The sequence below is a fragment of the Acinetobacter sp. 1130196 genome (genome assembly GCF_000588095.1).
Lineage (GTDB): Bacteria > Pseudomonadota > Gammaproteobacteria > Pseudomonadales > Moraxellaceae > Acinetobacter > Acinetobacter nosocomialis.
This window is the reverse complement of sequence record NZ_JFWX01000029.1, coordinates 18,782-43,597: the sequence shown is the minus strand read 5'-3', so window position 1 is coordinate 43,597 and position 24,816 is coordinate 18,782. Positions and strand designations below refer to the sequence as shown.

The 24,816-nt window shown below is 39.6% G+C and carries 25 protein-coding genes, 1 tRNA gene and 2 pseudogenes; 18 read left to right on the top strand and 10 right to left on the bottom strand.

Annotated features, from left to right (window positions below; genetic code table 11):
• Positions 1 to 316 precede the first annotated feature (316 nt).
• The gene (locus tag J671_RS18065; RefSeq protein WP_002048763.1) at positions 317 to 988 is read left to right on the top strand and encodes an XRE family transcriptional regulator; all 672 of its coding nucleotides are present in this window, start codon (positions 317 to 319) and stop codon (positions 986 to 988) included.
• Positions 989 to 1,139: 151 nt separating this feature from the next.
• Here J671_RS18065 and J671_RS18060 read toward each other — a convergent pair whose 3' ends face one another.
• Both J671_RS18060 and J671_RS18055 read right to left on the bottom strand, forming a co-directional pair.
• Positions 1,140 to 1,370 (bottom strand): hypothetical protein, encoded by a 231-nt coding sequence (locus tag J671_RS18060; protein ID WP_025466846.1) that lies wholly within the window; start codon positions 1,368 to 1,370, stop codon positions 1,140 to 1,142.
• Between the two features lie 180 nt (positions 1,371 to 1,550).
• A tRNA-Met gene (locus J671_RS18055) sits at positions 1,551 to 1,627 on the bottom strand.
• A gap of 255 nt (positions 1,628 to 1,882) precedes the next feature.
• Between J671_RS18055 and xseA the strand changes: the two genes are divergently transcribed.
• Both xseA and xseB read left to right on the top strand, forming a co-directional pair.
• Positions 1,883 to 3,148 carry an exodeoxyribonuclease VII large subunit gene (gene xseA / locus J671_RS18050; protein WP_004887976.1) on the top strand — a complete coding sequence of 422 codons (1,266 nt, stop codon included), beginning with the start codon at positions 1,883 to 1,885 and terminating at the stop codon, positions 3,146 to 3,148.
• Complete coding sequence (gene xseB, locus J671_RS18045) at positions 3,138 to 3,332, top strand: exodeoxyribonuclease VII small subunit (RefSeq protein ID WP_004709785.1); 195 nt, start codon at positions 3,138 to 3,140, stop codon at positions 3,330 to 3,332. Before xseA ends, xseB begins: the two co-directional genes overlap by 11 nt.
• A 243-nt stretch (positions 3,333 to 3,575) precedes the next feature.
• On the opposite strand, the gene J671_RS18040 is transcribed toward xseB, so the two are convergent.
• Entirely contained in the window at positions 3,576 to 3,794 is a 219-nt protein-coding gene (locus J671_RS18040) for a hypothetical protein (RefSeq protein WP_004887978.1), read from the bottom strand.
• A 47-nt stretch (positions 3,795 to 3,841) separates the two neighbouring features.
• Positions 3,842 to 4,435 (bottom strand): LysE family translocator, encoded by a 594-nt coding sequence (locus tag J671_RS18035; RefSeq protein WP_002048762.1) that lies wholly within the window; start codon positions 4,433 to 4,435, stop codon positions 3,842 to 3,844.
• Between the two features lie 453 nt (positions 4,436 to 4,888).
• Here J671_RS18035 and J671_RS18030 point away from each other — a divergent pair, with 453 nt between their 5' ends.
• Together J671_RS18030 and J671_RS18025 are read left to right on the top strand one after the other, a co-directional pair.
• Positions 4,889 to 5,218 carry a hypothetical protein gene (locus J671_RS18030; RefSeq protein WP_004887981.1) on the top strand — a complete coding sequence of 110 codons (330 nt, stop codon included), beginning with the start codon at positions 4,889 to 4,891 and terminating at the stop codon, positions 5,216 to 5,218.
• Positions 5,219 to 5,689: 471 nt separating this feature from the next.
• On the top strand, positions 5,690 to 6,046 hold the full coding sequence (locus J671_RS18025; protein ID WP_004709792.1) for a four-helix bundle copper-binding protein: 357 nt from the start codon (positions 5,690 to 5,692) through the stop codon (positions 6,044 to 6,046).
• 604 nt (positions 6,047 to 6,650) lie between these two features.
• On the opposite strand, the gene J671_RS18020 is transcribed toward J671_RS18025, so the two are convergent.
• From J671_RS18020 to J671_RS18010, 3 genes are all read right to left on the bottom strand, one after another.
• Positions 6,651 to 7,058 carry a GFA family protein gene (locus J671_RS18020; protein WP_031982994.1) on the bottom strand — a complete coding sequence of 136 codons (408 nt, stop codon included), beginning with the start codon at positions 7,056 to 7,058 and terminating at the stop codon, positions 6,651 to 6,653.
• Positions 7,059 to 7,086: 28 nt separating this feature from the next.
• A complete protein-coding gene (gene cueR / locus J671_RS18015; protein ID WP_004887985.1) occupies positions 7,087 to 7,488 on the bottom strand; it encodes a Cu(I)-responsive transcriptional regulator in 402 nt (133 codons plus the stop codon).
• A 75-nt stretch (positions 7,489 to 7,563) separates the two neighbouring features.
• Positions 7,564 to 10,035 (bottom strand): heavy metal translocating P-type ATPase, encoded by a 2,472-nt coding sequence (locus J671_RS18010; RefSeq protein ID WP_031982992.1) that lies wholly within the window; start codon positions 10,033 to 10,035, stop codon positions 7,564 to 7,566.
• Between the two features lie 166 nt (positions 10,036 to 10,201).
• On the opposite strand from J671_RS18010, the gene J671_RS18005 reads away from it, so the two are divergent.
• Positions 10,202 to 10,402 carry a heavy-metal-associated domain-containing protein gene (locus tag J671_RS18005; protein ID WP_006580764.1) on the top strand — a complete coding sequence of 67 codons (201 nt, stop codon included), beginning with the start codon at positions 10,202 to 10,204 and terminating at the stop codon, positions 10,400 to 10,402.
• A gap of 57 nt (positions 10,403 to 10,459) precedes the next feature.
• Here the strand turns inward: J671_RS18005 and mobR are convergent, their stop codons facing one another.
• A complete protein-coding gene (mobR, locus tag J671_RS18000; protein ID WP_004887989.1) occupies positions 10,460 to 12,130 on the bottom strand; it encodes a phenol degradation transcriptional regulator MobR in 1,671 nt (556 codons plus the stop codon).
• Positions 12,131 to 12,499: 369 nt separating this feature from the next.
• Here mobR and J671_RS17995 point away from each other — a divergent pair, with 369 nt between their 5' ends.
• The 7 genes from J671_RS17995 to J671_RS17965 all read left to right on the top strand — a co-directional run bounded on the left by J671_RS17995 (position 12,500) and on the right by J671_RS17965 (position 18,220).
• Entirely contained in the window at positions 12,500 to 12,787 is a 288-nt protein-coding gene (locus J671_RS17995) for a phenol hydroxylase subunit (protein WP_000193471.1), read from the top strand.
• Between the two features lie 21 nt (positions 12,788 to 12,808).
• The gene (locus J671_RS17990; RefSeq protein ID WP_004887991.1) at positions 12,809 to 13,807 is read left to right on the top strand and encodes an aromatic/alkene monooxygenase hydroxylase subunit beta; all 999 of its coding nucleotides are present in this window, start codon (positions 12,809 to 12,811) and stop codon (positions 13,805 to 13,807) included.
• An 11-nt stretch (positions 13,808 to 13,818) separates the two neighbouring features.
• Positions 13,819 to 14,085: an MmoB/DmpM family protein gene (locus tag J671_RS17985; protein ID WP_031957921.1), complete on the top strand. Its 267-nt coding sequence runs from the start codon at positions 13,819 to 13,821 to the stop codon at positions 14,083 to 14,085.
• Positions 14,086 to 14,130: 45 nt separating this feature from the next.
• Positions 14,131 to 15,657 carry an aromatic/alkene/methane monooxygenase hydroxylase/oxygenase subunit alpha gene (locus J671_RS17980; protein ID WP_000211828.1) on the top strand — a complete coding sequence of 509 codons (1,527 nt, stop codon included), beginning with the start codon at positions 14,131 to 14,133 and terminating at the stop codon, positions 15,655 to 15,657.
• Between the two features lie 59 nt (positions 15,658 to 15,716).
• Positions 15,717 to 16,079: a phenol hydroxylase subunit P4 gene (locus J671_RS17975; protein ID WP_004887996.1), complete on the top strand. Its 363-nt coding sequence runs from the start codon at positions 15,717 to 15,719 to the stop codon at positions 16,077 to 16,079.
• 14 nt (positions 16,080 to 16,093) lie between these two features.
• Entirely contained in the window at positions 16,094 to 17,155 is a 1,062-nt protein-coding gene (locus J671_RS17970; protein WP_004887997.1) for an NADH:ubiquinone reductase (Na(+)-transporting) subunit F, read from the top strand.
• A gap of 183 nt (positions 17,156 to 17,338) precedes the next feature.
• A complete protein-coding gene (locus tag J671_RS17965; RefSeq protein ID WP_004887999.1) occupies positions 17,339 to 18,220 on the top strand; it encodes a SphA family protein in 882 nt (293 codons plus the stop codon).
• 48 nt (positions 18,221 to 18,268) lie between these two features.
• Here J671_RS17965 and J671_RS17960 read toward each other — a convergent pair whose 3' ends face one another.
• Together J671_RS17960 and J671_RS26330 are read right to left on the bottom strand one after the other, a co-directional pair.
• Positions 18,269 to 19,228 (bottom strand): LysR family transcriptional regulator, encoded by a 960-nt coding sequence (locus J671_RS17960; protein ID WP_000423281.1) that lies wholly within the window; start codon positions 19,226 to 19,228, stop codon positions 18,269 to 18,271.
• 44 nt (positions 19,229 to 19,272) lie between these two features.
• Positions 19,273 to 19,341, bottom strand: a pseudogene (locus J671_RS26330) (hypothetical protein); the annotation flags it as partial.
• Between the two features lie 174 nt (positions 19,342 to 19,515).
• Here J671_RS26330 and benA point away from each other — a divergent pair.
• The 5 genes and pseudogenes from benA (at position 19,516) to benE (ending at position 24,538) form a co-directional block, all read left to right on the top strand.
• Positions 19,516 to 20,898: a benzoate 1,2-dioxygenase large subunit gene (benA, locus tag J671_RS17955; RefSeq protein WP_001137400.1), complete on the top strand. Its 1,383-nt coding sequence runs from the start codon at positions 19,516 to 19,518 to the stop codon at positions 20,896 to 20,898.
• A pseudogene (gene benB, locus J671_RS17950) lies at positions 20,895 to 21,456 on the top strand (benzoate 1,2-dioxygenase small subunit). Before benA ends, benB begins: the two are co-directional and overlap by 4 nt.
• 10 nt (positions 21,457 to 21,466) lie before the next feature.
• Complete coding sequence (gene benC / locus J671_RS17945) at positions 21,467 to 22,483, top strand: benzoate 1,2-dioxygenase electron transfer component BenC (protein WP_004888004.1); 1,017 nt, start codon at positions 21,467 to 21,469, stop codon at positions 22,481 to 22,483.
• Between the two features lie 18 nt (positions 22,484 to 22,501).
• Complete coding sequence (locus J671_RS17940) at positions 22,502 to 23,287, top strand: 1,6-dihydroxycyclohexa-2,4-diene-1-carboxylate dehydrogenase (protein WP_004888006.1); 786 nt, start codon at positions 22,502 to 22,504, stop codon at positions 23,285 to 23,287.
• 57 nt (positions 23,288 to 23,344) lie between these two features.
• Positions 23,345 to 24,538, top strand: coding sequence for a benzoate/H(+) symporter BenE (gene benE, locus J671_RS17935; protein ID WP_004709804.1), 1,194 nt, complete (start codon positions 23,345 to 23,347; stop codon positions 24,536 to 24,538).
• The last annotated feature ends 278 nt before the right edge of the window (positions 24,539 to 24,816 follow it).

Sequence of the window (24,816 nt, the reverse complement as noted above, 5' to 3'; positions counted from 1 at the left end):
TCGACGAACATTAAGCCTGATCCACGGAATCGGGCTTTTTTTATTCATTTTTTATTTTTTGATAGCCGATCTCTACCACTGATTTACTATCGCCATTTTATATTCTGTCGTCCATTGAGGCAGAATACTGATCACTACTTACCAAGCCATTGATACAAAATAAAAATATGTTTTAGTAAAAATATTGCATTAGTTCTATCAATGAGCTCTTATAATTGATATTATAACTATAGTTATTATTAGTCAATAACTATAGTTGTTTTACTAGATATAACTTTAGTTATATATTTGTGATAAGTTAGCTGGTGCGATCATTATGGCTCTTAAAGACCGTTTAAAAGATTCAAGGATTAAAGCTAAGAAAACTCAGGCAGAAGTTGCTGAAGCAGTAAAAATGTCTCAGCCTGCCTATCAAGCTTTAGAATCGGGAAAGAATTTAAAATCTGCTTTTCTTCCACTCATTGCACAGTTTTTAGGTGTAGACGCTTATTGGCTTACTACTGGTAACACAGAAGACTCTTTTAGAGAAAGTGATGTATTTAGTCCCACCGTTGTCAGCAGTGATGTAGTAGATCAATATGTCTGGATTGAAGTAGTTGAAGCAAGTTTTTCTTGTGGTACAGGTGAATCAATCGAATTTCATTTTGATGCAATTAATGGAAAAATTCCTTTCCCTGCTTCTTTCTTTAAAGAAAAGCGCGTTCCTCAGGAATGTATGCGCATTATTAAAGCTAAGGGCGATAGCATGACTGACTACATCAAAGATGGAGATTTGGTCGGCATTGATATTTCTCAGACAGAAGTAATTGATGGAGAAATCTATGCTGTTTATTTCGCTGGCGAGGGAATGATTAAACAAATTTTTAAAGAAGCTGATGGCTCTTTAATTTTGCATAGTTTAAATGAAAAATTTAGAGACCGCCGTGTAACTGAAGAGAACGGGAAAAACTTTAAAGTAATGGGCCGTCAGTTCTGGCGAGCAGGTTAAATGAGTTATTAAATATAGCTAAAATAATAATTCTATCATTTTCAAATTTCTTACTTTTTTATAATTTTAATTATTTATATGACTTATAGATATAAAAAAACCTATCTCCTTTAAAAGAGATAGGTTTTCTTGCTTTAGTACCATGATGTTATCAACAATATGTATTTAAACGATAAAGTTGATTAAAACCAGCATAAAAGCTTTTTCCATCTTGGTTTAGCTCAATTTCTTCACCAGTTTGAAGCTGAATTTTCTTTCCAACTTCTACCCAACGATATCCATCAAGCGAATTTTGCTTACGCACATGAGGAATAATCCTCACATTGATTTCATTGCCATTTACGGCTGTGGCAATGTGCCACTCATTTACTATATTCACAATCGTATTCACTCATTACTGAGCTCATGTGATTTAACGATATTTAATTAGAACGCTAGATTTAAGGTATGGACAGTTCGTCTAGAATTTAATATTTAGCTTGATATAGGGTTATTTATAAGCTAATTGCTTTTCATGAGTTCGTATCATGAAAAGTAGTACATCACAGAGCATAATATTTTTTGGATGCGGGAGTCGGATTTGAACCAACGACCTTCGGGTTATGAGCCCGACGAGCTACCAGACTGCTCCACCCCGCAATTGGAAGTATGCTTTATACGCCTATATATTTTATAAAGCAAACTTTATTTTTTAATCGGTTGTAATTATTAACAATTATCTTTTTATTAATTTTTATTTTTACCATTCAGTCCAAATCGACATCGTAATTTCTAATTTTTGTTTCTTTAAATTGTTGTATTTATTTTAAATAGAACGCGATATTCATAGACATCAATTGCCTTGCTTGGATAGCTTTTATACTATCTAGTTTCATCCCATTATTAATAGTTTATATGTCTGATCCTCAGTTCTCTCTAAGCGAATATCTCGGCACTGTGCAGGAAGTCATACGCCTGACCTTTGACGAACCGGTATGGGTTAGAGCAGAGATTCGGAATTTAAATATTAAAGGTGGACATTACTATTTAGAACTTGCAGAGAAAGATGTTGACACCGATAAAGTGATTGCCAGTTGTAAGGCAACCATCTGGAAATTTTCAGCGAGTAAAATTGTTTTAAAGTTTGAACGTGAAACAGGAATTGAGTTAGCAAGTGATTTAAACGTTTTAATTAAAATTAGAGCGCGTTTTGATCCACAATACGGATTTTCAGTCAATATCGAAGAAATTGACTCAAGTTTTACACTTGGGGAAATTGCAAAACGTTATCAACAAATTGTAGAGCGTTTAACCCAAGAAGGTTTGATTCATAAAAATAAACTTCTCCCTACCCCTTTTGATATTGCAAATGTTTTAGTGATTGCTCCTCAAAATGCTGCAGGTTTGGGTGACTTTAAAAAAGATGCAGATGCTTTAGAAAGAAATAAGGTTTGTCATTTTGTTTATCAAAGTGCGACCTTTCAGGGGAATACTGCTGCTGTTAGCCTTATGGAGTCCTTGGCAACAGGTTTAAAGCAATGGGCAAATCGTTATAACTTTCCACCAGATCTGATTGTAATTATTCGTGGTGGTGGTGCTGTAAATGACTTAGCTTACTTAAATGATTATGAGCTTGCCGCACTTCTCTGTAAACGCAGCGTTCCGATTTGGGTCGGTATCGGGCATGAAAAAGACCGTACCATCCTTGATGAGATCGCACATCGTTCGTTTGATACTCCAAGTAAAGTGATTGCTGGTATTCGTAATCATATTGTTGAACATGTACAAGAAGCGGTAGATAGTCTACAAACGATTAAACTGCTTTCTCAGCATCAAATCACGACTTATCAAAGCAAAAATGATCAATTGCTTCATCACATTAATTCTTCTGCACAAAATCAACTTAACTCGGCGCATCGTCTACTTGACCAGATGAAAGAACGTATTCAGTTCAGCTCACAGCAACAAGTTAAATTTTCCTTAGCTCAAATCGAGTCATTAATGAAAGAAATCCTTTTGCAAAACCCTAAACAGGTTCAAGCTAAAGGCTATGCAATTGTCAGATCCGAAGGAAAAGCGATTCGCTCTATACACCAAATTTCAAGCCCCTCCATTGCCATTGAAATGCAAGATGGCGTAGTTGAAGCCAACATTACACAGGTAATCCCAAATGAAGAATGAAGAGTTAACCTTTAAGGATGGCCATGACATTTTGAAGAAAAATGCTGAATTGTTAGAATCACAGGAAAGTCCTGATATAGATAATTTAATGAAAATTGTTGAAGAGTCTATTAGCGCTTATAAAGCTTGCAAATCTCGAATTGAAGCTGTCCAACAAGCTTTAGATGAGACTTTTAAAGAATAAAATTTCCATAAAAAAAGCCCATTTCTACTTCTCATTGAAGAAATGGGCTTAGTGAACACCACTTAGTCCTGAAATGCAAAAATGAGGATTAGGTCACATTTTTGCAAAAACATAGTCCCATAACGACCTGCGATGTTCAATATTTTAATTGTGTCTATACGTTAGTTTGGCTTAATTTCCACCATCTAAGACCGTAAGAAACACAAACTCTGCTGATGCTTATTTTTAAATTTAATTTAAGAGTTATTCCTCACTGCATGGACCAATTAATTGATAAATTTTGCCGTCTTTAGGATTCTCATATAACAAATCCATGTTTGGTAAAATGATATCGTCATTAATTTCAATATGTTCAACACTTTTATGAAGTTCAAGTGCATGGTCATTCATTGGTCTAACTTTTGCCAAAGCGATTGATTCTTTATCAAACTGGTCCTTGATAATTACTTTTAATCTTTTCATAAAAATCTCCTGAAAAATAAATTTTTAATATAAATAATGGGTTAAGTTTAAAATGAGCTAATCGCAGAATAGCCGATTGGCATAGCAAAAAAAGTTAAAATAAATGCAGCTGTACGTTGTAAATTGCGTTGATTTAACCAAGTTACTTTATTTGAAATGAGGACAGTTCCAAACATAATCCATAAAAAAGCAATTGGGGTAATTAAAGATAAAAAGACAACAATGTGAATAAAATACAAATGCGGAACTTCCCACGCTGCATGTGGAAAAATCGCCGAAGCAAAGAGCAAAGCTTTCGGGTTTAAAAGTGTTGCAAGAAATAAAGCTTTTGGCGTAATCAGTGGGCGATCTAACTTAATATCTTCGGTTGAAGTGATCCAAAGTTTAAAAGCGAGATAAAGAATGAAACTCGCACTCATCAATTTTAATATAGCAGGAAGCCATGGAATAAAATGAGATACCGACTCAAGTAAAACACCCCATGAGGTAATCGCGATCAGATAACCTATTACCTCTGCCGGAATTAGCTTAAGAGAGTGCTTTAGCCCTGCTTGCAAGCCAGCCGAGGCTAATAATGTATTTGTTGGTCCTGGAGTCAACAAAATAGTGACCACAAGTCCAATAAATAAAAATGACACCATAGGCCAAAAACTCGATTGATTACGCTAGGCGAAATATGTCAAAAATGAGCATCTATTGTCGACAAAATCGTTGTAACAAGAAATATTACAAATACTTTTTATTTTTTAAAATTAATAATTTAATAAAAAGTGAATTTATATTCATTAAAATTTGTTCCAATTTTAAATTTGCAAAATGCGTCACACATTTATAAAAAAACACTGCATTAACTTAAAAAGATATTAAACTCCAAAATCATATATTTTTTTTAAAATAAGTGATTATTTATATATTTTTTAGGCCATTTTTCCCACTTCTTAAATAGCAAAAAAACAAATATCACACGCCTTGAAATTACCAAATTGATCAATATATATACACATGAAAATCGTGATTTTACTGAATAGATGTATCGTTCCCCATCAATTCATTAATCGCCGCTTTCATCGAATTAAATAGTTGATGGAGGATGCATGATGAATGCTTATGTTCGCCCTCATCCCGATGGTTTTAAAGCTTATTTAGGAAAGGATGCAAAAACCGGTCTCTACATGGTAAGAGTTGGTTGGACAATATATGAAACTAATGCCAATGGTTCTGTTTTGTATATTGTTAAACAGGAAAGTAAAATTCCATTGGATGTAGAAAAGTTTAAAACTGATCGTCCCAAAATTTATGATGCACTTTTAAGTGAAGTGCAATTTCAACGCAAAAAACAACTGTCTATTGATCTTCAAAAGTCCAATATTCCCTCTTATGATCGTAAAGCCTATAAAAAACGGCGCGGCTTTACAGGCTCTTAAACAAAACTATCAATAGTCAATAGATACAGAAAAAGCACCCGTGGGTGCTTTTTCTTTTAACGACCAGTTGCGATTAATACAAACAGGCTCAGTATTAATGTGCTTAATGATCGTTTGCAGTGTACGTGGACTTCATGCTCAGCTCCGTGAGCGTACTGTTCAATGTTTTCCATTACGTGTGCCCTTAAAGTTCACACTGATAATTTGCCTAATTTTCATCCATAAAAAAATTAGCCAAAAGTATTATATGAAAATAAATTTTGTAGTTTGTCTTGAGCAATCTATTTTTTACCTTTTAAAAAATTTAATTAGAAAAACACTTGTAACATTCTTATACGAGGTTAATTCCTTATTGAGCATTTGTAGACCTTTCATTTCAAAGTGCCCAATAGGAAAAATGATTTTATAAAATGAAAAAAGATAACAATATTCGGTTTTTTAATAATAGCCTTTCAAAAGGAGAATATTAAAATGAATAGCTCGCAAGAACCAAATCAATCTCTGTTTAATCAAGCATCTACTTCAGTTCAAGCCTGCATTGAATGCATGTTTGCTTGTAAACATTGTGCCTCAGCATGTTTGCAAGAAGAACATGTGCATATGATGCGTGAATGTATTAAACATTGTTTAACCTGTGTCGAAACCTGTCAGCTTTGCACATCTTTAGAATTAAGACATTCAGAGCTTGCTGAACAAGCCATGCAATTATGTGCCAGCGCGTGCCAACTTTGTGCAGCTGAATGTAGCAAACACGAACATGAGCATTGCCAGATTTGTGCCAAAGCTTGTTTAGCATGTGCTAAAGCTTGTCTGGCATATCGTGCTTAACTTCTAGTTTTATTGTAGAAACCTACGGCCTATTAGGCTCGTGGGTTTTTAATATTTAAAGAACAAACAATTAGAAAATTAAAGTTTTTAGATGAGATGAAAAACTACTTTTCTTTAGGCATAAAAAAACCCGCATCTTGGGGAAAATGCAGGCTCTTAGATCTCCCACAACGACCATGAGTTCATTATTAAGCTTGAACTTTAAACCGTTGACTAAATGTACCCTTAATAAAAACAAATTGCAATACAGAATAGTCTGTATATTTAAAATATTTTGTTATTTTTACATTACTTTTTCATAAATAGTTTAAAAAACTATAATCTTTCCAAATAAGAAATAGTTTTTACAAGCATTAAAAAAGCCCGTTTCACGGGCTTTTCTGCAACGGTGAGCAATCTAAGATTTGTGTCTATCCATCTCTTACATGCTCTTTGCTAGCTATATGTAAGGTCTTATCGTATCTTTTGCCCTGTCCCAAGTTTCCCTGTGGATCGAGGAGATATTACGATTACCTTAGGTACAGTTATAGCACATTATTTATTCATGACTAGTCTTATTCACGTTTTTTTACAAATAAACAAAATACTTTCAAACCTTCATATTTCAAGGGTTTTCTACCGCATTTGGGTATTGGCGGGCATTATCGCATATGGGATACCACTTCACTTTTGAAGCAACAAAAGCATGAGAGATAACTCGCGTCGATATATCTTCATTAATGAGCCCTACTCTTAAACGCACCACTTCTGGTTTATCTAAACGTTCCCTCCAGACAGGCGAGCCACAAGTTTTACAAAATACTCTTTTTTTATTATGCGATGCAAAATAAGCCTGTAAAAGGTTTTCACCCTGTACCACATTTAAGTCACTTTTTTGTACTTGAGTGATGGCCGCAAAAGCAGCGCCTTGGGCTTTTTGGCATTGTTTACAATGACAAACCATAATGGGTTCTAATTCGGCATTAATACGGAGTTGAATGCCATTACAAAGACAAGAAGCTGTATAAGCCATGATTTTTCCTTTTTTATTTTTATAAGGTTTAACTTACACCTACACCTTTTTCAATGTGGTCTAAAATCGCACACGAAGCCTGCTGGTCACCACAGCAATCATCGGCAGAAGCCTGCAAAATATTAACCATTTCTTGTAAATGAGAAATTTTTTGCTTTAATTCAGCAATGTGTTTTACTGTTAAGGCTTTCACCTCTGCACTATGCCGATCGGTATTTTTCCAAAGTGAAATAAGCTCTTTCATCTGTTCAGATGAAAAACCTAACTCTCGAGCATGCTTTAAAAAGTTTAAAGTTTTAAGGTCTGTTTCTGAATAAATGCGATAGCCAGAAGCTGAACGCTGAGCTGCTTCAAGTAAACCGATTTCTTCATAGTAGCGAATCATTTTCGCCGAAATGCCCGAATGTTTGGATGCCTGACCGATATTCATCTCACACCTCAAATATTAAATTTGGTTTAAGACCTGCTGTCATGATCTTAAACTAAAAGTTGATTTTCAGCACGCTTACTCTACTGGCGCATGAAAACGTTTTAAGCGTAACGCATTGCCTAAAACAAAGACTGAAGAAAGTGCCATCGCGCCTGCTGCAAACATAGGTGAAAGTAACACACCAAATGCTGGATATAGGGCACCTGCTGCAATTGGAATCAGCGCTACGTTATATACAAATGCCCAGAACAGGTTTTGACGAATGTTTCGCATGGTTGCTTTACTTAACGCAATTGCGTTCGGTACACCTTTTAAACTACCAGACATCAGCACAACATCGGCAGCTTCAATAGCAACATCAGTTCCAGTACCAATGGCTAAACCGATATCTGCTTGCGCTAAGGCTGGCGCATCGTTAATACCATCACCAACAAAAGCTAAGCGACCATATTGTTTTTGCAATTGGCGAACTGTGTCTACTTTACCTTCTGGTAAAACCTCGGCTACAACTTCATCAATATTCAGCTTTTTAGCAATCGCTTGCGCCGTATGACGATTGTCTCCTGTAATCATGGCAACCTTGAGCCCTAATTGATGTAAGGCTTCAATCGCAGCATAGGTTGTTTCTTTAATTGGGTCTGCAACGGCGATAATTGCAGCAAGTTGTTGATCGATAGCAACATACAGCGGTGTTTTGCCCTCTTCACCTAACTGAGCTGCAATCGTTTGGAATGAGCTGGTATCTAAACCAAGTTGGTGCATATAACGATCTGCGCCAATTTGTACTTTTTGGCCTGAAACTTCTGCTTCAATACCTGAACCCGTAATCGAGTTAAATGCTGTTACTGGTAATAAGTTTAGGCCTTCACTTTCTGCTGCTTGAACAATAGCTAAAGCGATTGGATGTTCAGACTTAGCTTCGACTGAGGCAACTAAAGTCAGCACTTGTTTACGTTCAAAGCCAGATAGCACATTAAAGTCAGTGAGTGTCGGTTTACCTTCGGTGAGTGTTCCAGTTTTATCAACTGCAACAACCTGCGCTTCTTGTAAAAGCTGCAAAGCTTCACCTTTACGAAACAAGACACCTAGCTCAGCACCACGCCCAGTACCGACCATAATTGAGGTTGGTGTTGCAAGCCCCATCGCACAAGGACAAGCAATAATCAGTACCGCAACAGCATTCACCAAACCAAAAGTGAGCGCAGGCTCTGGCCCCCAAATAAACCAAACCAAGAAAGTAATTGCAGCAATTAACATCACTACCGGTACAAACCACATAGTGACTTTATCGACCAACCCCTGAATCGGAAGTTTAGAACCTTGGGCTTGCTCAACCATGCGAATAATTTGTGAAAGTACAGACGAAGAACCAACGGCGGTTGCCCGAATGTTTAGAGTACCGTTTTGATTGACTGTACCCCCAACTACTTGTTGCCCTACTATTTTTTCAACAGGGACAGGTTCCCCCGTAATCATAGATTCATCAATGTAGCTGTGCCCTTCAACCACTTCACCATCGACAGGTACACGTTCACCTGGGCGAATTTCTACAATAGTTCCATTGACCACTTCGGCAACTGCAACTTCCCCCACTTGACCCCCACGCTGGATACGAGCCGTTTTAGGCTGCATTCCCACTAGGTGTTGAATGGCTTGTGAAGTACGTCCTTTAGCTTTGGCTTCGAAATAACGTCCGAGTAAAATTAAACTGACAATAACAGCAGCCGCTTCAAAGTAAACATTGACGGTACCTTGTGGTAAAACCTGCGGCATAAAGGTAGCTACGACTGAGAAACTGTAGGCAGCCAAGGTTCCAACAGCGACCAACGAGTTCATATCTGGTGCTAAACGCCATAAAGCTGGAATCCCTTTTTGGTAAAAACGGCGACCAGGAAAAATGAGAACTAATGTGGTCAAAACAAACTGTAAAAGCCAGCTATTGTATTGACCAATCGTGTTCATGACCCACATGTGAAAAGCTGGAATGAGATGTGAACCCATTTCCAAAATAAACACAGGTAAGGCCAATACAATCGAAATGATCAAATCTTTTTTAAGCTGATCTAACTCTGAAGCTTTTTTATCGAGTTGTACATCTTGATTTTTTTCAGATGCTTTCGCGTCGTAACCTGCTTTTTTAACAGCACGAATTAGGTCTTCAACATTGACTGAATTATCTGCCTGCACCCAAGCTTGCTCTGTTGCTAAGTTGACGGTTGCCTCTTGAACGCCGTCTACTTTTTTTAGGGCTTTTTCTACACGTGCAACACAAGATGCACAGGTCATGCCCTCAATAGACAACTCCACTGGCGCAGCTTTTGGAACATCATACCCCGCACGTTCAACTGCTTTAACCAGTGCTTCACGCTGAATCGGTTGACTTGAATAAACAACAGCTTTTTCTGTTGCCAAATTAACATTGGCAATCTCAATATTTTCAACTTTCTTAAGTGCTTTTTCGACACGACCTACACACGAGGCACAGGTCATGCCTTCGATTGGAAGTGTTTCACTATATGCTGGCAATTTTGTGGTTTTTGAGTCCATCAAACACCTCTGCAAATCTGCAAAATTTAATATTCTGTATTGAGCATACAGATTCCCATCATGGGAAGGTCAAGCATATTTTTTTAAAAATTTGGTCTTGACCTTACAATCATGACAAGGTTTAGACTCAGTGTTATCCAAACAAATATCTCATTCTTGATGGAGTATGAAGATGAAACTACTTATTGAAAATATGACGTGTGGTGGCTGCGCGCGTGGTGTGACTGCAACGATTCAAGATGTCGATCCAAATGCAAAAGTAGATGTAGACTTAGCGACTAAAATCGTAACTGTTGAAAGTAGTGAAAGTGTCGATAAAATTACCGAAGCACTTGAAGAAGATGGTTTCCCAGCGAAAGTGCAATAGTGAATAAGGCCTAACTTTTAAAGTTAGGCCTTTATTTTTTAGCTTGTTGATATTGACTCAAAGCTGAAATTTTTTAATTCGATAATCCAGTGCTGCCCGAGTTAGTCCCAATAAGCGTGCCGCTTCAGACACCTTATGATTTGCCTTTTTTAAAGCTGTTAAAATTAACTGCTTCTCGTGTTCTTCTAAATTAAACTCTGCCTGCAACAGTTGTTCAAAGTCAGTTTTAACAGCTACAGCCTGCTCTGGGTCATGCTTAATCTGTGGGAAAATGGCATTTAACTTAATCAACTGCTGATCGTCCGTTAATAAAACCGCCCTTTCTAATAAGTTTTCCAACTCACGAATATTGCCCGGCCATTCATATTGCTGCATAAAAACTTTGGTCTTATCACTTACACCCTGAATGGTTTTACCGTACATTTTTTCAAAGCGATGAAGAAAGTGTTCAACCAGTAAAGGAATGTCTTCACGGCGCTCCCGCAAAGGCGGAATCTGAACTGGAAAAATATTTAAGCGATAGTACAAATCTGCCCGAAATCGTCCTGTTTTCACAGCTTGTTCAAGGTCTTCATTGGTGGCTGTAATTACACGGACATCTAAAATACGTGTCTGTGAATCTCCTACTCGCTCAAATTCACCTTCCTGCAAAATGCGTAATAGTGCTGCTTGTGCACGAGGAGAAAGCTCAATCACTTCATCTAAAAAAATCGTACCGCCATTGGCTCGCTCAAACTTACCCAAGCGAGACTGATGTGCTCCTGTATAAGCACCCTTTTCTACCCCAAATAGCTCAGACTCAATTAACTCTGGTGGAATCGCTGCACAGTTTACCGCAATAAAAGGTTGGTCTTTTCTTTGGCTATTTGCATGAACTCCTCGTGCAAAAGCTTCTTTACCAACGCCGGTTTCACCTTGTAATAAAATGGTAACTTTCGAACCTGCTGCTTTGGTTAATAATGCACAGACCTGTTTATAAGATGCTGACTTACCCACAGAACTAAATAATTGGTAATCGGCTTCACTGTCGCTATAAATTGATTTTTTTAGTTCAAAAAGTTCAGCCTGCAACGCAATCAGTTCTTTCTCCATGGGTTCCGGTGACATGAATTGAATCAGCTCATCTGCATTTTCCCACTCTTCTAAAGGCTTACCAATAATACGGCAATGCTCATCGCCGCAAGCTTTACACTCTATTTCTTGATAAATAATGGTCATGCCTGTCGCAAAACTGCTGTATCCGCATGCATAACCCAGAAGCATCCAACACGCAGGTTCATCACTTGGGCCAAAATGCTCTAAATGCACATCGGCTTCAAAAGAGTTAAGCCAATTTAAATCGGCATAAAACTGTTTTTTATCGTGGCTTAAATTGAGCTGGTTGGCCTGTACTTGCACCATTCCACGAATCGCATGCATTTGTGGGCCTGCCATAAAAGCATCGTGTTCATTTAAATCGGGACGCATTTTTGTTGTAACTTCTGCATCCTTTAACCCAGCTTGATACCCTAAACGAATAAAAAAACGCTTGGTTCGCTCAAGCCCAATCATGTGCGCTAAGTCTTTACGCAAATATCCCATAATGCTGGTGTGTAAAAGCAGCATTCGATATTCATCAAACCAGATTTGGCCGTGGGCAGTATCAAAGTGCAGTTTAGAGAGCAAATCGTGAATTTCTTGCGGATGATCTGCGTATCGTCCCGTTTTATCGTATTTTACTCGAGCCATGAGTGATCTGTTTTAATCCATTAAACACATTTTGGTTTTATCTCATCTTATCGAAGAACCAGATAAATGTCCTAGTACCTTAAAGACATAACTTCATACTAAAAAAGTATTTCTAAATCTCTCCTTTTAAAGCCCCAAACAATCTAAAAAGAAATTTTTACGACCCACTTCATCAAATCATGAATATCTCTATTTCACCATTCAAAAAAATTCATGAAATGGTGAATTTTAAAAATGCTGTACTTTTAATAAAAATACTAAACAATTGTTTTTAATTATAAAAATAAAGTTGGCATAGCTTTTGTAAAGCTTATAGCGAGAGCAAGGAGCATTCATCAATTTCAAGACCATGTCTTGATGGAGTACAGCATGACGCAACCTCAAGTCGAAGCATTAACCAAATATATTCGGGTCACTGGCGACTTAAACGCAGAGTTTATCGAATTCGATTTTGCCATTCATGACCCAAGTCTATTTGTGGAACTGGTTTTGCCTAAACATGCATTTAATGATTTTTGTAAGACCAATCAAGTGGTTGAAATGACCCAAGAGCAACAAGCTTTTAATGACGCTCAGGAAGAAAAATGGCGCTATGGCACTGAAGCAACCTTAGTCGGCACGCAACGTAATAGCAACGATCACGATGATCAGATGTAAAAAATATAAGGAGATAAAGCCATGACTTTAGAAATCAAAACGTCAAATGTCGAACCTATCCGCCAGAACTACGCCTATATCGAAAGACGATTTGGTAGTAAGCCAGCAACTCGATATCAAGAAGTAAGCTTCGATGTACAAGCTGAAACTAACTTCCACTATCGTCCTTTGTGGAAACCTGAAAAGACTTTAAATGATAAAACCCATACTGCTCTGCAAATGCAAGATTGGTATGCATTTAAAGATCCACGTCAATTCTATTATGGAACTTATGTTCAACACCGTGCACGTTTACAAGACACCGCCGAAAGTAATTTTGCTTTTTTTGAAAAACGTCAGCTTGCAGAACATTTGTCTGATGAAGTCAAAGCTAAAGTCATCGAGTACCTATTGCCATTTCGCCACGTTGAACAAACTGCAAACTTACACATGATGTCTGGCAGTGCCTATGGATATGGCACCGTGCTAACCCAAGCTTGTATTTATGCCGCGATGGATCATTTAGGAATTGCACAGTACATCTCGCGTATTGGCTTAGCTTTAGATGGCAACAGCGGCGACTCACTACAGCAGGCAAAACAGGCTTGGATGCAACATCCTGCATGGCAAGGCTTACGCCGTCTGTGTGAAGAAAGCCTCACCGAGCAAGACTACTTCAAACTCTTTTTATTACAGAACCTTGTGATTGACGGCTTTGTGACAGAGCTTGTCTATCAACAGTTTGATCAGTGGTTAGTCACTCAAAATGCTCGCGACTTAGCCATGCTGACTGAGTTTATGAAAGACACTTTAGGTGATTTACGTAAGTGGTCAGACACCGTCATTAAAACTGCGGCAGCAGAATCCGATCACAACAAACAGCTATTAAATGAATGGTTCACTCAGTCTTTAACTCAAGTAAAAGCAGCTTTTACACCGTGGGCAACAGCAGCCTTATCAGCAGATGCAGTCAATCAAGCAGAACATGCCGTTATTGAACGCGCAAAAAAACTCGGCCTACAACCACTTACAAATGCTTAAGGAGAAGCAACATGTCTAAAGTCTATCTCGCATTACAAGATAACGATACTTCACGCTACATCATCGAAGCGATTGAAGAAGATACCCCTGAAGCTTCAATTCAGTATTTACCCGCCATGATCCGAATTGAAAGTGAAACTGATTTGGTCATTAAAGCCGAAACTGTATCTGAAAAACTAGGCCAAGATTGGGACATCCAATCGTTACAACTCAACATGATTACGCTGGGCGGCAACGTCGAAGAAGATGACGATACTTTCCGCCTTCACTGGAATTAATCACAACATAGACGTTGTTTAACAAAGATTTAAGGATGATCAATCATGACAACTCAAACGAAAGAAACCAGCAAAAAGTTAAATGCTAAAGATCGTTACCGCGCATTAACCCGTGATCTGGACTGGGACTTTTCCTATGCTGACCGTAAAGACGCCTTCCCTTATGAGGAATTTGAAGGCATCAAAATTACGGACTGGTCTAAATGGGAAGATCCATTCCGTTTAACCATGGATGCTTACTGGAAATATCAGGCAGAAAAAGAGAAAAAACTTTATGCCATTTTTGATGCGTTTGCTCAAAACAACGGTCAGATGAATGTCAGCAATGAACGCTACTTAAATGCGATCAAACTCTTTTTAACGGCGGTGACTCCACTTGAATATCAGGCCTATCAAGGCTATGCCCATGTAGGTCGCCAGTTTAGTGGTATTGGAGCACGTATTGCTTCTCAGATGCAGTCGATTGATGAGCTGCGTCATGTACAGACCCAAATTCATGCCATGAGCCATTACAACAAGTTCTTTGATGGTTTTCAGGACTGGGCACATATGCATGACCGTGTTTGGTATTTGTCTGTGCCTAAATCATTTTTTGAAGATGCCCGTTCTGCCGGACCTTTCGAATTTTTATTAGCGATTAGTTTTGCTTTTGAATATGTACTTACCAACTTACTGTTTGTGCCGTTTATGTCGGGAGCAGCTTATAACGGCGATATGGCAACCGTGACCTTTGGTTTTAGTGCGCAGTCAGATGAAGCGCGTCATATGACGCTTGGTCTTGAAATCGTAAAATTCTTGCTCGAACAGCATGAAGACAATGTACCGATTGTGCAGGAATGGATTGATAAATGGTTCTGGCGTGGGACGCGTTTGCTTTCAATTGTGGGCATGATGATGGATTACATGCTGCCAAATAAAGTGATGTCGTGGAAAGAAGCTTGGGAAGTTTATTTTGAACAGGCAGGCGGTGCGTTATTTAAAGATTTAAGCCGTTATGGCATTCGTATGCCGAAATATAGCGATGTGATTGTGAAAGAAAAAGAGCATGTCTCACATCAAGCATGGTGGATTTTCTATAACTTTGGTCATGCTGCCGGTTTCCATACTTGGATTCCAACCGACGAAGAAATGGATTGGTTATCTGCTAAATATCCAGACACTTTCGATAAATACTACCGTCCAAAATGGGAGTTGGCTCGCAAAATGGAAGCTGAAGGTAAACGCTTCTATAGCGCAGGTTTACCACAGCTTTGTCAGGTTTGTCAGATTCCAATGACCTTTACCGAAATGGGCGATGACCCAACTCAGTTTAGTTATCGCCATAGCATCTACCAAGGCGAACGCTACCACACCTGTTCAGATGGTTGTCATGACATTTTCGAACGCGAGCCTGAGAAATATATACAAGCATGGCTACCTGTAAATCAAATTTTGCAAGGTAACTGTGGTGGCGGTGACCTCGAAACCATGCTCCGCGATTATTACCGCATGAATGTCGGTGCCGACAATCTGGATATTGAAGGTTCTCCAGACCAACAGCGCTGGAAAAAATGGAAAGGCAACGCAGCTTAAGCACAAGGAATTGTTCAGGCAGTCATCAAGCTGCCTGATAGGAAATAAGGAGATTGAACATGACTGTTCGCGCGATACACAACAACTATCAATTTGAACCGCTTGATCTGCAAAAAAATTATGGCGATCAATTCTTACTTTACGTGGGTTGGGATCATCACACCCTTTTTTGCTCGGCACATGCCATGCTTGCCTCGCCTCAACAAACTTTTGGACAGTTGATTGAGCAACAAATTACAGGTGGTTTTGCCCAACATCCAGATTTTTCCAAAATTGATTGGTCAAAAGTGCAATACACCTTAGATAGTCAAACAATTAGTCCTGAGAGTACAAAAACTTTGGTAGAGCTTGGTTTTGGGCATAAGTCATTACTTCGTTTCGTTACGCCAGAGTTAAATGGCTATAACGACAGCTACGTTTAATTCGGAGGTGTGTCATGAGTTATCAAGTCACCATTGAACCGATCGGAACAACGATTGAAGTAGAAGAAGACCAGACCATTTTAGACGCCGCTTTACGTCAAGGCGTTTGGTTACCCTTTGCTTGTGGTCACGGTACTTGCGGGACATGCAAGGTTCAAGTCACCGACGGTTTTTACGATGTTGGTGAAGCTTCACCATTTGCGCTCATGGATATTGAACGCGATGAAAATAAGGTGCTTGCCTGCTGCTGCAAACCACAGTCTGACATGGTTATTGAGGCCGATGTCGATGAAGACCCAGATTTCTTAGGTCATTTGGTTCAAGACTATCAAGCAACTGTCATTGAAATAAAAGACCTGTCGCCAACCATTAAAGGAATCCGACTACAACTAGATCGCCCAATCGAATTCCAAGCTGGCCAATATATCAATGTCCAGTTCCCAGACATTGAAGGAACTCGTGCATTTTCAATTGCCAATTCACCAAGTGAAGTTGGCATCGTTGAGCTGCATATTCGTAAAGTTGAAGGCGGTGCAGCGACGACTTATGTACATGGACAACTTGCCACGGGCGATCAGCTTGATATTTCAGGCCCTTATGGTCAATTTTTCGTACGCAAGTCAGATGATCAAAATGCTATTTTCATTGCAGGTGGTTCAGGTCTGTCAAGTCCACAATCAATGATTTTAGATTTGCTTGAGTCTGGAGATAGTCGCACAATTTACCTCTTCCAAGGAGCACGAGACTTGGCAGAACTATACAACCGAGAATTGTTTGAACAGCTCGTAAAAGACTATCCGAACTTCCGCTATATCCCTGCCCTGAATGCACCAAAAGCAGAAGACCAATGGACTGGATTTACCGGATTTGTGCACGAGGCCGTTGCAGATTATTTTGAAAATCGATGTGGTGGACACAAAGCCTATTTGTGCGGCCCACCAATCATGATCGACTCTGCAATTTCAACACTCATGCAAAGTCGCTTATTCGAACGGGACATTCACACTGAGCGCTTCTTAAGTGCAGCCGATGGTGCTGCTGGACAATCGCGTTCTGCTTTATTCAAACATATTTAAAAATAAATCATTCAACAATCCACTTTTTCAAATGAGCTTTGTATTTGTAATTTAGAAAGAAAATACAAAGCTCACAGGAGTTTGCATCCCAAATTTTTAGGTTAAACAGACTTAGATTTTTAAAAATCGTTAAGGAATAACGTTTTTTAGTGACAAGCCAAACAACACAGAATAGGACATTCTATGAATAACAAAATTGCTGCAATCATATGTGGTGTAATCAGTGCCCTTTACCTTCCCTCTGCATTTGCGACAGAAAATGGCTCAGACTCTTTTGCATTAGGTGCCGAAGGTATGATGGCGGGTGCCTTACCACCTGTTGGTGTCTACTTACTCAGTTATTATCAAAATTACCACGCATCAGAGTTTCAAAATGGTCCCGATCAGTTCCATGTTGATGTCAATGCTGTGGTTCCTCGTTTGGTCTGGATGACCGATCAAAAAATTCTGGATGGACAACTCGGGCTTTATGCAGCCCAGCCATTGGTTGATCTAAGACTCAAAATAAATGGAATGGCTGACTCAAACCAAGGACTCGGAGACTTGATTTTGGGTGGTATGCTCGGCTGGCATCAAGGAAATCATCACTGGATTGCAGCTTTAGAAACCGTACTGGGGACAGGTGAATATGAAACTCCAAGTGAGACACATCCAGTTGAAGCTAATCTCGGGAAAAACTATCACACCATTCGACCTATTCTTGCCTATAGTTATGCCAATGCGGCAGGGTTAGATCTTTCAACTAAATTGTCTTATAGCTGGAATACACGTAACGATGCAACCGACTACCAGTCTGGACAATACATTGCAGGTGACTATAGCTTAGGTTACCGCATTAACCCCAAACTCAAACTTGCAGTTGAAGGCTATGCTTTTAAACAAATCACAGATGACAAAGTAAACGGAAATGACATTGGTTTTAAAGGACAGGCTTTTGCAATTGGACCAGGCATTCAATATGCCGATAAGAACTGGTCTATCGAAGCCAAATTTTTAAAAGAAACCGAAGTCGAATATCGTCCCGAAGGCCATACCAGCTGGCTAAAACTGATTTGGGCTTTCTAGAACCATTTAACGCATAGCTTCAACCTTGAGGCTATGCACCTCCCTTATTTAAGAGTCGATACCATTTGAATCATCTATCGGGTTCTGGTCGAGTGTAAAAACAGTCCGTTGATAAGGTATCCCTTCTAAGTCATAAACCTGATAAATACAATCGAACAATGATTGTAAGTCTTCACTTCTGTCCATTGCCCGTGCAGTAATAAAAATTGGACTGACCGCGCCGTTATCTAAAATCGGAATATAGTTTAAGTGTGGAAATCGAATGGTATCGGCACTTGCTGGAATAATACAGATCCCTTCTCCCGCTGCGACTAAGCCCAGAGCCAATTGAATTTCTCGTATCTCATGCATATTTTTTGGAACCAAACTATGCTCGGCAAAGATGTTCAAAAGCTGGGTTGAAAAGTTAGGTTTTGGCGAGGTGGGATACATAAACATCTTTTCATCAATGAGGTCGGCCAGATATACCCCTTCCGTACGCTGAGCAATTGGATGGCTGGTATGCGCGGCAACGACCAAACGCTCTTTACGTAAAAGGATACGCCTCACGGCGGGATCACTAATTCTTAAACGTCCAAATCCAACATCAATACGGCCTTCTTTTAATGCCTGTAACTGTTCAGTAGTACTTAATTCCATGAGCTGAATATTCAGATGGGGTTGCTGCTGACGAAATAAATAAATGATTCGAGGCAGCAAACCATAGAGTAAAGACCCGACAAAACCAATGGTCATGCTTCTTTCGATGAGACCAATACGCTTGGTCATACTTTTTATTTCTTCAGCATTCGACAAAAGTTTAACGGCATGCTGGTAAAAGAAATGCCCTGCTGGTGTGGTTTGTAAAGGGCGGCTTCCACGCTCAAACAGTTGAATGCCAAGCTCACTTTCCAAATTTTGGATTTGCCGACTCAAAGGCGGTTGAGCAATAAATAGTTTTTCGGCTGCCTTGGTGAAGCTCTGTTCTTCTACAACAGCCACAAAATACCGTAAATGTCTTAGTTCCATCAGGTTTCCATACCTTTAAGATATATTAAAATGCAAATTCAGTCTTAGACACAGTTTAACCATTCTTTTAAGGTATATACAAGCAATAACCCGATGAAGTTATAGATCACTTGTATAGCACCGATTGAAATCATACTGGCCAACATTCGATCTATCTATCTTTATCCATTCGCGGTTAAACACCCGACGCGTTTATGCGCTTCATTGACATATTAGGATATCAAGACCTTTTAAATCGTAGCGAAGGTCTTGATGACTTCCACCCTTTGGAAAGTCGGAGAACGGACATGCCACGTATTCCTGTAATCAATACCAGCCATCTTGACCGTATTGATGAATTACTTGTAGACAATATCGATACAGGTGAATTTAAACTTCACCGCTCAGTTTTTACTGATGAAGCCTTATTTGACCTCGAAATGAAATACATCTTCGAAGGTAACTGGGTTTACTTGGCACACGAGAGCCAAATTCCAAATAATAATGACTACTATACGACTTATATTGGTCGTCAGCCGATTATCATTGCCCGTAACCGTAACGGCGAACTTAATGCCATGATCAATGCATGTTCACACCGCGGAGCACAACTTTGCCGTTACAAGCGTGGTAACAAAGCAACGTATACTTGCCCTTTCCACGGCTGGACGTTTAATAACTCAGGTAAATTACTCAAAGTAAAAGACCCAACTGACGCAGGTTACTCTGACTGTTTTAACCAAGACGGCTCACACGATCTTAAAAAAGTAGCTCGTTTTGAGAGCTACAAAGGCTTCTTATTTGGTAGCTTAAATCCCGATGTTCCTTCACTTGAAGAATTCTTAGGTGAAACCACCAAAATCATCGACATGATTGTTGACCAATCTGAACATGGTTTGGAAGTTTTACGTGGTTCATCTACCTATACCTACGAAGGTAACTGGAAACTCACCGCTGAAAATGGTGCCGATGGTTACCATGTTTCTGCTGTTCACTGGAACTATGCAGCAACGACTCAACACCGTAAAGAAACTCAAGCTGCCGATAACATTCGCGCAATGAGTGCAGGTTCTTGGGGTAAACAAGGCGGTGGCTCTTATGGCTTTGAAAATGGCCACATGTTGCTTTGGACACAATGGGCAAACCCAGAAGACCGTCCTAACTTCCCAAAAGCAGATGAATATACCGAAAAATACGGTGAAGCGATGTCGAAATGGATGATTGAGCGTTCACGTAATCTTTGTCTGTATCCAAATGTTTATTTGATGGATCAATTCGGTTCGCAAATTCGTGTACTTCGCCCACTTTCGGTTAATCGAACCGAAGTCACCATTTACTGTATCGCGCCTAAAGGTGAAGCACCTGAAGCTCGTGCACGCCGTATCCGCCAATATGAAGATTTCTTTAATGCCTCAGGTATGGCAACACCAGACGATTTAGAAGAATTCCGTGCTTGTCAGGCAGGCTACGCCGGTATTGCACTTGAATGGAATGACATGTGCCGCGGTTCAAAACACTGGATTTATGGACCGGACGATGCAGCAAACGAAATTGGTTTAAAACCGATGTTAAGTGGTATCAAAACTGAAGATGAAGGCCTGTATCTGGCCCAGCATCAATATTGGTTAAAAACCATGAAACATGCGATTGCATCAGAGAAAGAAATTGCTGATCAGGGAGAAACAGCATGAGTACTCAAGACAAAGCAACTTTAGAAAATATTGCTCAGTTTCTTTATCGTGAAGCACGCTTTTTAGATGATGAACAATGGGATGACTGGCTTGAATGCTATGCGCCAGAAGCTTCTTTCTGGATGCCAGCTTGGGACGACGACGATAGATTAACTGAAGATCCGCAATCTGAAATTTCACTTATTTATTATCCAGACCGTCAAGGTTTAGAAGATCGAGTGTTCCGTATTAAAACCGAGCGCTCATCCGCAACCATGCCGGACACACGTACAAGCCACAATATTGCCAACGTTGAAGTTCTCGATCGCGACGGCGACAAAGTTACTGTTCGCTTTAACTGGAATACCTTGAGTTTCCGTTACAAGACAAATTACAGCTATTTCGGTATGTCACGTTATGTGATCGATTTTTCAGGTGATCAACCAAAAATCTTGAGCAAGTATGTCGTTTTGAAAAACGACTATATCAATCAAGTGATTGATATTTACCACCTTTAAGACATACCCCCTCAGTTATCCGGACTGTTGGCTGAGGGTAAAAGTTTCAAATATTTTGTAGGATACATGCCATGTCAAACCACAATGTTGCACTTCAATTTGAAGATGGTGTTACACGTTTCATTAACGTAGCTCAAGGCGAAACCCTATCTGACGCAGCCTATCGCCAAAAAATTAATATTCCTTTGGATTGTCGTGATGGTGCATGTGGAACTTGCCGCGCATTTTGCGAGTCCGGTAGTTATGACATGCCAGAAGAAAGCTATATTGAAGATGCATTAACCCCGGAAGAAGCTGAACAAGGCTATATTCTTGCTTGCCAATGTCGACCAACTTCAGACGCCGTATTCCAGATTCAAGCGTCGTCAGATGTTTGCAAAACAGAAATTCATAGCTTCCAAGGTACTTTAGCCCGCGTTGAAAACTTATCAGACTCAACCATCACATTTGATATTCAGCTTAATGAAGGCCAACCGGATATTCATTTCCTTGCAGGTCAGTATGTGAATGTTGCCATTCCAGAAACTGGCGAAACCCGTTCATATTCATTTAGCTCAAAACCGGGCAATCGCTTAACGGGCTTTGTGGTACGTAATGTACCAAATGGCAAAATGAGCGAATTCTTAAGTAAGAATGCCAAAACTGGCGACAAAATGACTTTTACCGGACCATTCGGCAGCTTCTATTTGCGTAATGTAGTGCGTCCAGTGCTTATGCTGGCAGGTGGTACTGGCATTGCCCCATTTATGTCAATGTTACAAGTACTCGAAGAGAAAGGTTCAGAACAGCCTGTTCGCTTGGTTTTTGGCGTAACCAATGACTTTGATTTGGTTGCTTTAGAAAAGCTCAACGAGTTGCAGGAAAAGTTCCCGTGGTTTGAATACCGCACTGTGGTCGCAAGCCCTGAGAGCAACCATGAACGTAAAGGCTATGTCACTGGTCATATTGAAAGTGAATGGTTAAACGGTGGCGACGTCGATGTTTATCTATGTGGCCCGGTACCGATGGTAGAGGCTGTACGTGGTTGGTTAGAAACTGAAAATATCAAACCAGCAAATTTCTTGTTTGAAAAATTCTCTGCGAATTAACAGGTGGAGAAATTATCTATGTCAAACCGTCAAAGATTTATCGATAAGGTCGTGATTGTTACGGGTAGTGCCCAAGGCATTGGTCGTGGTGTGGCACTACAAGTTGCAGCTGAAGGTGGACAAGTCGTCATGGCTGACCGCTCTGAATATGTTGAAGACGTTCTCAAAGAAATTCAGCGTGCAGGTGGCGATGCTGTCACGATTAATGCTGACCTAGAAACCTATGCAGGCGCGCAAGCGGTAGTTGTAAAAGCCATTGAACACTATGGTCGGGTCGATGTCCTGATTAATAATGTAGGTGGCGCGATCTGGATGAAACCTTTTGAAGAGTTTTCCGAAGAAGAAATCATTAAGGAAGTGAATCGCTCATTGTTTCCAACTTTATGGTGCTGCCGCGCTGTGTTACCGACCATGATTAAGCAACAAGCGGGTGTTATTGTAAATGTATCTTCCATTGCAACCCGTGGTATTAATCGTATTCCCTACTCGGCATCTAAAGGTGGGGTAAATGCTTTAACAGCATCGCTTGCTTTTGAACATGCCAAAGACGGAATTCGAGTCAATGCCGTTGCGACGGGTGGAACCGAAGCACCGCCTCGCAAAGTACCACGTAATACCAACCCGTTAAGTCAAAATGAAAAAGACTGGATGCAACAAGTAGTTGATCAAACAAAAGATCGAACATTTATGGGCCGTTATGGCACAATTCAAGAACAAGTCAATGCAATTTTATTTCTTGCATCAGACGACGCATCGTATATGACGGGATCGGTCATTCCGGTCGGAGGTGGAGATCAGGGTTAATCCTGATCTTTTTATATGTTTGGGTAAATAACATGATTTGCATGGAGGCAATCACACATGGCAACCCTGTTCAAGACATTAAAAAATGACTGGTCCATATCAGCAACAGTTGCTGGCTTTCTTGCAGTTTTAATTTCTTACTCAGGCCCACTGATTATTTTTTTCCAAGCTGCTCAGCGTGCCCATGTGTCCACCGATATGATGGTGTCATGGATTTGGGGAATTTCAATTGGTGCTGCCGTTTCAGGTATTTATCTTTCGATTAAATATAAAACTCCTGTCATCACCGCGTGGTCTGCACCGGGCACTGCCCTGTTAGTTACCCTATTTCCCAATATCTCCTTGAATGAAGCAGTAGCCGCCTATATTACTTCTGCCATCGTTATTTTTTTAATTGGTATTACAGGTTACTTCGACAAATTACTAAAATGGATTCCGCAAGACGTCGCTGCGGGCATGATGGCAGGTATTCTTTTTCAGTTCGGTATTAACCTATTTACTGCATCTGATAGCATGCCTTTTATTGTATTTAGCATGCTCATTGTCTTTTTAATTGCCAAACGTTTAATGCCGCGCTACACCATGATTTGGGTGTTAGCTGCCGGAGTTTTATTAAGCCTTATTTTAGGCAAGATGAATCCGGTTGATGTAAGTTTTAATTTAGCAATCCCGCAGTGGATTAGCCCAGAATGGACTTGGAATTCAACACTCAATCTCGCCGTTCCTCTTATTTTAGTTAGTCTAACCGGCCAATTTTTACCGGGTATGGCGATTATGAAACTCAGCGGTTATGACACGCCAGCCAAACCCATTATTACGGCCACCAGTATTGCCTCGTTAGCCGTTGCCTGTGTCGGTGGTATTACCATTGTGCTTGCCTCAATTACCGCTGCTTTATGTATGGGTAAAGATGCACATGAACTGAAAGAAAAAAGATATATCGCAGGGATTGCCAACGGAATTTTTTATATTTTAGGAGGCTTATTTGCTGGCAGTATTGTCATGCTCTTTAGCTTACTACCTAAAGAGCTGGTGGCAGCACTGGCAGGTTTAGCTTTGTTAGGTGCTATTGCCACCAATATTTCTGTTGCCATGAAAAATGATGGTCAACGTGATGCTGCACTTATTACCTTTTTAGCTACCGCATCAGGTATGCATTTTCTTGGATTAAGTTCAGTTTTTTGGGGCATTTGTATTGGTGTAATCGCCCATTTCATTCTTACCCCACGCTCAAATCCAGCCACAAATTAAATTTTTATCTAAACGCCCAGCACTAAAATAAAGCTTCAAATGCCAAATCAGGATGCAAATAATCCGCTATTCCTGATTTGGCAATTTTCATTTAATATAAATTAAATTTCATTTTTAAGATGAGTTTCTAAAATAATTGACTTTAATATTTTTATTTATTTCCACTTCAACCCTTAATATAAATTTAGCTATATTTCTAGCTGTGATTCTCAGCAATAAAATCTGTAAAAAGATATCTATAAAAACCTTAAAATTCTCACAATATAATATTTGACCCC

What these genes read in the sequence shown, in the direction of transcription:
- J671_RS18065 (WP_002048763.1), top strand. Translation starts at nt 317, where the DNA reads ATGGCTCTTAAAGACCGTTTAAAAGATTCAAGGATTAAAGCTAAGAAA.
- xseA (WP_004887976.1), top strand. Translation starts at nt 1,883, where the DNA reads ATGTCTGATCCTCAGTTCTCTCTAAGCGAATATCTCGGCACTGTGCAG.
- xseB (WP_004709785.1), top strand. Translation starts at nt 3,138, where the DNA reads ATGAAGAATGAAGAGTTAACCTTTAAGGATGGCCATGACATTTTGAAG.
- J671_RS18040 (WP_004887978.1), bottom strand. Translation starts at nt 3,794, where the DNA reads ATGAAAAGATTAAAAGTAATTATCAAGGACCAGTTTGATAAAGAATCA.
- J671_RS18035 (WP_002048762.1), bottom strand. Translation starts at nt 4,435, where the DNA reads ATGGTGTCATTTTTATTTATTGGACTTGTGGTCACTATTTTGTTGACT.
- J671_RS18030 (WP_004887981.1), top strand. Translation starts at nt 4,889, where the DNA reads ATGATGAATGCTTATGTTCGCCCTCATCCCGATGGTTTTAAAGCTTAT.
- J671_RS18025 (WP_004709792.1), top strand. Translation starts at nt 5,690, where the DNA reads ATGAATAGCTCGCAAGAACCAAATCAATCTCTGTTTAATCAAGCATCT.
- J671_RS18020 (WP_031982994.1), bottom strand. Translation starts at nt 7,058, where the DNA reads ATGGCTTATACAGCTTCTTGTCTTTGTAATGGCATTCAACTCCGTATT.
- cueR (WP_004887985.1), bottom strand. Translation starts at nt 7,488, where the DNA reads ATGAATATCGGTCAGGCATCCAAACATTCGGGCATTTCGGCGAAAATG.
- J671_RS18010 (WP_031982992.1), bottom strand. Translation starts at nt 10,035, where the DNA reads ATGGACTCAAAAACCACAAAATTGCCAGCATATAGTGAAACACTTCCA.
- J671_RS18005 (WP_006580764.1), top strand. Translation starts at nt 10,202, where the DNA reads ATGAAGATGAAACTACTTATTGAAAATATGACGTGTGGTGGCTGCGCG.
- mobR (WP_004887989.1), bottom strand. Translation starts at nt 12,130, where the DNA reads ATGGCTCGAGTAAAATACGATAAAACGGGACGATACGCAGATCATCCG.
- J671_RS17995 (WP_000193471.1), top strand. Translation starts at nt 12,500, where the DNA reads ATGACGCAACCTCAAGTCGAAGCATTAACCAAATATATTCGGGTCACT.
- J671_RS17990 (WP_004887991.1), top strand. Translation starts at nt 12,809, where the DNA reads ATGACTTTAGAAATCAAAACGTCAAATGTCGAACCTATCCGCCAGAAC.
- J671_RS17985 (WP_031957921.1), top strand. Translation starts at nt 13,819, where the DNA reads ATGTCTAAAGTCTATCTCGCATTACAAGATAACGATACTTCACGCTAC.
- J671_RS17980 (WP_000211828.1), top strand. Translation starts at nt 14,131, where the DNA reads ATGACAACTCAAACGAAAGAAACCAGCAAAAAGTTAAATGCTAAAGAT.
- J671_RS17975 (WP_004887996.1), top strand. Translation starts at nt 15,717, where the DNA reads ATGACTGTTCGCGCGATACACAACAACTATCAATTTGAACCGCTTGAT.
- J671_RS17970 (WP_004887997.1), top strand. Translation starts at nt 16,094, where the DNA reads ATGAGTTATCAAGTCACCATTGAACCGATCGGAACAACGATTGAAGTA.
- J671_RS17965 (WP_004887999.1), top strand. Translation starts at nt 17,339, where the DNA reads ATGAATAACAAAATTGCTGCAATCATATGTGGTGTAATCAGTGCCCTT.
- J671_RS17960 (WP_000423281.1), bottom strand. Translation starts at nt 19,228, where the DNA reads ATGGAACTAAGACATTTACGGTATTTTGTGGCTGTTGTAGAAGAACAG.
- benA (WP_001137400.1), top strand. Translation starts at nt 19,516, where the DNA reads ATGCCACGTATTCCTGTAATCAATACCAGCCATCTTGACCGTATTGAT.
- benC (WP_004888004.1), top strand. Translation starts at nt 21,467, where the DNA reads ATGTCAAACCACAATGTTGCACTTCAATTTGAAGATGGTGTTACACGT.
- J671_RS17940 (WP_004888006.1), top strand. Translation starts at nt 22,502, where the DNA reads ATGTCAAACCGTCAAAGATTTATCGATAAGGTCGTGATTGTTACGGGT.
- benE (WP_004709804.1), top strand. Translation starts at nt 23,345, where the DNA reads ATGGCAACCCTGTTCAAGACATTAAAAAATGACTGGTCCATATCAGCA.